The sequence below is a fragment of the Thermanaerothrix sp. genome (assembly GCF_056331585.1).
This window is the reverse complement of the sequence record NZ_JBWGPQ010000072.1, coordinates 1-1,450: the sequence shown is the minus strand read 5'-3', so window position 1 is coordinate 1,450 and position 1,450 is coordinate 1. Positions and strand designations below refer to the sequence as shown.

The 1,450-nt window shown below is 54.1% G+C and carries 1 protein-coding gene; it reads left to right on the top strand.

Translation table 11 applies throughout. The features are described from left to right. Positions 1 to 3: 3 nt before the first annotated feature. Positions 4 to 1,450, top strand: a 1,447-nt coding sequence (locus AC01YT_RS13520) for a 2-isopropylmalate synthase (RefSeq protein ID WP_476676269.1), incomplete at its 3' end; no start/stop codon positions are given.

Sequence of the window (1,450 nt, the reverse complement as noted above, 5' to 3'; positions counted from 1 at the left end):
AGAATGAGCGAGGATTATGTTCGCATCTTCGATACGACCTTACGCGATGGTGAGCAATCCCCCGGCGCCACCATGACCAGCGCCGAAAAGTTAGAGGTGGCCAGGGCGCTGGCAGCTTTGGGAGTGGACATCATCGAAGCGGGTTTTCCTGCGGCCTCACCGGATGACCTCGAAGCCGTACGCCGCATTGCCATCGAGGTGGGTAATGCGGACTATAACGGTAAAACGCCTGTGATCTGCGGTTTAGCACGGGCTTCGGTCAATGACATAGATAAAGCTTGGGAGGCAGTCCGCCATGCGGCTAAGCCCCGCATCCATGTCTTTTTAGCCACCTCGGAAATTCACATGAAGTATAAACTGCGTATGACGCGCGAGCAGGTGGTGGAGCGCGTGCGAGAAATGGTGGCTTATGCGCGCCAATTGTGTGATGATGTCGAGTTTAGCCCTGAAGATGCCGGGCGGAGCGACCCTGAGTTTCTGTATTATGTTTTAGGTGAGGCGATTCGGGCAGGTGCAACCACGCTGAATATTCCGGATACGGTAGGCTATACCACACCAGAAGAGTTTGGAGCGCTGATCGCGGGCATTATTCGCAACACACCGGGCATTGAAAACTGCATTGTATCGGTGCATTGCCATGATGACTTGGGGTTAGCAACGGCGAACACACTAGCCGGATTGCGGGCAGGTGCGCGTCAGGCCGAGGTGACCATCAATGGGATTGGCGAACGGGCCGGGAATACAGCATTAGAAGAGGTGGTTATGGCGTTGTACACCCGGCGACAATTCTACAACCTACGCACTGGCATAGATACTACCCAGATTTACCGGGTGAGCAAACTGGTTAGCAACTACACGGGCATGCCGGTTCAACCCAATAAAGCCATTGTAGGGGCCAATGCTTTTGCCCATGAAGCAGGAATTCACCAGGATGGCATGCTCAAGCATAGCATGACCTACGAAATCATCCGTCCAGAGACAGTGGGCGTACCGCAAACCCGTCTGGTCTTGGGAAAGCATTCTGGGCGCCACGCTCTGCGCACGCGCTTGGCTTCTCTCGGTTATCAGTTGAGCGATCAGGAATTGGATCAGGTGTTTGAACGTTTCAAGCATCTGGCAGATCGTAAAAAAGTGATTACCGATGCAGACCTGGAAGCCTTGATCTCTGACGAACTCTATCAACCGCGAGAGCTTTTTACCTTGGATGGGCTGCAGGTGACCTGTGGAACGATGGGGATGCCGACAGCGACTGTGCGCTTGCGTGACCCGGAAGGAAATTTGCGAGTGCAAGCGGCCATTGGCACCGGACCGGTGGATGCAACTTACAAGGCGATTGACGCGATTGTAGGAGTACCCAATACGTTGCTGGAATTTGTGATCCACGCTGTCACCGAGGGGATTGATGCTTTGGGTGAGGTAACGGTACGGATTGAAGCCGGTGAAGGGGTGT